This is a genomic window from Nocardia asiatica NBRC 100129 (genome assembly GCF_000308415.1).
GTDB classification, from domain to species: Bacteria; Actinomycetota; Actinomycetes; order Mycobacteriales; family Mycobacteriaceae; genus Nocardia; species Nocardia asiatica.
This window is the reverse complement of the sequence record NZ_BAFS01000092.1, coordinates 1-4,010: the sequence shown is the minus strand read 5'-3', so window position 1 is coordinate 4,010 and position 4,010 is coordinate 1. Positions and strand designations below refer to the sequence as shown.

4 protein-coding genes and 1 pseudogene are annotated in these 4,010 nt (G+C 68.7%); 1 reads left to right on the top strand and 4 read right to left on the bottom strand.

What is annotated here, in order from left to right; translation table 11 throughout:
• From ON27_RS09405 to ctaE, 4 genes and pseudogenes are all read right to left on the bottom strand, one after another.
• Positions 1-264 (bottom strand): annotated as a pseudogene (locus ON27_RS09405) (cytochrome bc1 complex cytochrome b subunit); the annotation flags it as partial.
• Positions 261-1,436 carry a cytochrome bc1 complex Rieske iron-sulfur subunit gene (gene qcrA, locus ON27_RS09400; protein ID WP_373282756.1) on the bottom strand — a complete coding sequence of 392 codons (1,176 nt, stop codon included), beginning with the start codon at positions 1,434-1,436 and terminating at the stop codon, positions 261-263. The gene qcrA and the pseudogene ON27_RS09405, both read right to left, overlap by 4 nt.
• A 97-nt stretch (positions 1,437-1,533) precedes the next feature.
• On the bottom strand, positions 1,534-2,397 hold the full coding sequence (gene qcrC, locus ON27_RS09395; RefSeq protein WP_083887459.1) for a cytochrome bc1 complex diheme cytochrome c subunit: 864 nt from the start codon (positions 2,395-2,397) through the stop codon (positions 1,534-1,536).
• Between the two features lie 86 nt (positions 2,398-2,483).
• Positions 2,484-3,095, bottom strand: a complete 612-nt coding sequence (gene ctaE, locus ON27_RS09390; protein WP_043722627.1) for an aa3-type cytochrome oxidase subunit III — start codon at positions 3,093-3,095, stop codon at positions 2,484-2,486.
• 198 nt (positions 3,096-3,293) lie between these two features.
• Between ctaE and ON27_RS09385 the strand changes: the two genes are divergently transcribed.
• A complete protein-coding gene (locus ON27_RS09385; RefSeq protein ID WP_043722622.1) occupies positions 3,294-3,725 on the top strand; it encodes a hypothetical protein in 432 nt (143 codons plus the stop codon).
• Positions 3,726-4,010: the final 285 nt, after the last annotated feature.

Sequence of the window (4,010 nt, the reverse complement as noted above, 5' to 3'; positions counted from 1 at the left end):
AGCGGTCTCGTAGGCCCGCGACATGGTCACGCCGCGCAACGGCTGATACGCGCCGTCGTACACGACGTGGCTCATGGACGGGTCGAAGAACAGGGTCAGGTAGACGCCCGACAGCAGCAGGATGATGAAGCTGTAGAGCGCGATCTCGCCGAGCAGGAACGACCAGTGGGTCGGGAAGACCTTGTTGATCGACCGCTTCATGAAGGCGGCGGCGCGATACCGCTCGTCCGCCTCGCTGGCTTGGGCTGCGACAGAAGGACTCATGAACGGCGCTCCCAGTAGGCCGGGCCGAGCGGCTCGATGAAGTCGCCGTTGGCGACCAGGAAGCCCTCAGCGTTGATGGTGATCGGCAGCTGCGGCAGCGCCCGAGCGGCGGGACCGAAGACCGGCTTGCCCCACTCGGTCGCGGAGAACTGCGACTGGTGGCACGGGCACAGGATCCGGTTGGTCTGCTGCTCGAACAGCGAGGTGGGGCAGCCGAGATGGGTGCAGATCTTCGAGTAGGCGAAGTAGTCGCCGAAGTTGAAGCTCTCCTGGCCCTTGCGCTTGATCGCCTTCTGCGCGTCTTCGGTGCGCAGGCGGATCAGCATGACCGCGTTGCGGATGCCGCGCAGGGAATCCAGCGTCGCGTGCTCGTCGCCGCGCCACTTCTCCTTCCACGGGAACACCGTCTCCATGGCGCCCGCGTCCAGATCCTCCGGACGCACCAGGACAACGTCGTCCGGGCGACCGGTGTCGCGGCGGATGTAGATGGTCTCGCCCGGGTAGTCCGGGGTCCAGCCGGAGACCCACAGCGGCGACTTGTCGCCCTTGGCCCACGGGTTCTTGATCATGCCGCCGACGAACACCAGCAGCGCGCCGATACCGAGTACGCCGACGCCCGCGCCCGCGGTGCGGGTGATCATCTTGCGGCGGCCGAGGGTGGAAGTGTCCAGCGCGTCCTGCAGCTCGGCCACCAGGGTGCGGCGCTCGACCTCGGGCGACGGACCGTCGTGCCGCTGCTGGATGGACAGCTCGGCGGGGATGAACAGCTTGCGGATCAGCACCACCGCGACGCCGATGACCAGCACCGAGATGCCGAAGGTCAGCCCGACCAGCGGAGTGAACAGCGAGTAGAGCCCGTGGCCCTCCTCGTCCTTGCCCTTGAACTCCCACGGCCAGAACAGGAACACGCCGACCAGCGCGGCGGCCGCGATGCCGGACACCGCGAACCAGAAGGTCACCGCGCGCTCGGCCCGCTTCTCCGCCCGGGTGCCCGGGATCGGGAAGCGCTCGCGGCGGTAGGCGACGTCGACGCCGTCGCGCTCGGTACCGAGCTTGACCAGTTCGTCGCGCGACATCTTGTCGAGGTCGGCCTCGGTCGGCTCCGCCGCAGCGGCGTTCACCGGCTGCTCCTTCGACTGGTGCGCGTCGTGGCCTTCATCCGGCCGACCCATCTCGTCTCGCTCCTTCTCGCTCATGACCTGTGTCCTTTCGGCATGACCGGGGTGGCATCCATGGTCACGCGAGCTACCGCTGCCGGGCGCTGACCGGTCATGACCGGGATCCGATCCACATCGCGGCGCCGACCACGAGCGTGATGCCGACCACCCAGATGGCCAGCGCCTCCGTCGCGGGACCGAAGCCACCGAGGTCCCAGCCGCCCGGGCTGTGCTCCTCGCTGGCGTTCTTGACGTAGGCGACGATGTCGCGCTTTTCCTCCGAGCTCAGCTGGCGGTCGGAGAATTTCGGCATGTTCTGCGGGCCGGTGAGCATCGCCGCGTAGATCTGCTGCTCGCTGGCGGGCGCCAGCGGCGGCGCGAACTTACCGGAGGACAGGGCGCCGCCGCGTCCGGTGAAGTTGTGGCAGGACGCGCAGTTCATCCGGAACAGCTCCGACCCGCGGGCGATGTCGGCGCCGCGCAGCGACTCCTGGGCCACCTCGCCGTCGGCGTCGCGGATCACGGTCGGACCGCCGCCGTTGGCCGCCACGAACGCGCCCAGCGCGTCGGTCTGGTGGGCGTCGAACTTCGGCGGCTTGCGCTGCGCCTGGGCCTCGTTGCGAGCCATCGGCATGCGGCCGGAGGACACCTGGAAGTAGACGGCGGCCTCGCCGACGCCGATCAGGCTGGGACCGCGGTCGACCACACCTTGCAGGTTCGCGCCGTGGCAGGTGATGCAGGACGTCTCATAGAGCTGCTGGCCCTCGCGGATCAGCGCGGACTGGTCCTCGTGCGCGGTAGCGCGCTGCGGGTCCGGCGTCAGGGCCGATGCCAGGAAGCCTGCTCCGACGAGGCCCACCAGCAGCGCAAGCCCGCCCGCGATGCGGCGGCGAACGCGGCGCTGCCTGCGCGTCTTGCTGGCCTGGCCGTTCCCGGGGCTGGCGGGCTCTGGCGCTGACGGGGGAGATGAACTCATCTGTAGTCCCTTTGGAGTAGACGGAACCGACTTCTGCGAAAGATCTGGGGTCTCACCGCGCCCGCTGGGCGGCGCGGCGTCCACGATCAGCGGACGAAGTAGATCGTGGCGAACAACCCGATCCACACGATGTCGACGAAGTGCCAGTAGTAGGAGACGACGATCGCCGCGGTGGCCTGCGCGGGTGTGAACTTGCTGACCTTGGTGCGCACCAGCAGGAAGACGAAAGCGATCAGACCGCCGATCACGTGCAGACCGTGGAAGCCGGTGGTGATGTAGAACACCGAGCCGTAGGCGCTGCTGGAGATCGACGTTCCCTCGTGCACCAGGTTCATGTACTCGTAGCCCTGGCCGAGGACGAAGAACGTACCCATCGCCAAGGTGACCACGTACCAGCGCCGCAGGCCGAACACGTCGCCCTTCTCGGCGGCGAACACGCCCATCTGGCAGGTGAACGACGACGCGACCAGCACGGCCGTGACCGGCACGGCCAGCTTGAGGTTCAGTTCGGTCGGCTCCGGCGGCCAGTGACCGTTCGCCTGCGCGCGCGCGACGAAGTACATCGCGAAAAGGCCGGCGAAGAACATCAGCTCGCTCGACAGCCAGATGATGGTACCGACGCTGACCATGTTGGGCCGGTTCAGCGAATGCACACGCTGGGTAATGGCCGATCCTGGGGTCCCTACTGCGGTCGTCACGGGGGTAAGTATGACTCGTCGTAGTACGACGGCAGTACCCGGGTACGAAACTCGTTCCTTCGTGTCCGAAAACGCAGGACGGGACATGCTCTCGACCAGGCGAGGGCGCGGCCGGACATCGTGTGCGAGCCGGGAACAGGTGGCGCGCGCGGAGGAGAGCCGGGCCAGCATGACAGGCAAGGGTAAGGAGAACCTGAGATGGAGGCTCATGTGGCACCGCGACTGTGGCAGCGGCTGTTCCGGCGCGACCGGCAGACGGCGCTGGACCCCGATCGAGCGGACCTGGTCTTGGTCGCGTCCGGGTTCGACGACGCCGAGGCCTGCTCGGCCGCACTGGCGCGCGCGAGCGGCCTGACGCCGGACGCACCGGTGGTGCTGCGGCACCACCTGCGCATCCCGCCCGAGCACGTGGCCACCGTCTGCGCGATCGCCGCGCAGGACGGGTACTCCCCCGCGCCCCAGGTGAGCGGCCCCGGCACCGACCCGCTGGAAACGGTGATCCTCCAGCGAGTGCAACTGCTGGACGCACTGCACTGCGCCCAAGAGCGCTCGCGCATGGCCGGCCTCGCCCAGCGCCACGACGGCACCGCCGACGGCTGGGACGCCCTGCAACCGCGGCCGCACCCATAAACCGGCCCACCGCCCCACGCTGTCTCCGGGAACCGCGACGCCCCCAACCCACGGAACCACACGACCTCGACCGCGCGTTTCGAGCGAAGCGAAACCGAACACCCACCCTTCGCGGCCCGGCTCGCGTTTGCGCGGCCGCCGCGCCCACGACGCAGCCACCAGCGACCGCCGCCACACCGAACCGCCCACGCAATCCGCCCTGAAAGACCCGCGCAGCGGCACCAAGCGACCTCCTCTGACGCGCCCACCGCACCCCCACCCCAGGTTTCGAGCGAAGCAAAACGA

Bases quoted from the DNA above. Each gene is read 5' to 3' on its own strand.
- qcrA (WP_373282756.1), bottom strand. From the start codon at position 1,436: ATGGGTCGGCCGGATGAAGGCCACGACGCGCACCAGTCGAAGGAGCAG.
- qcrC (WP_083887459.1), bottom strand. From the start codon at position 2,397: ATGAGTTCATCTCCCCCGTCAGCGCCAGAGCCCGCCAGCCCCGGGAAC.
- ON27_RS09385 (WP_043722622.1), top strand. From the start codon at position 3,294: ATGGAGGCTCATGTGGCACCGCGACTGTGGCAGCGGCTGTTCCGGCGC.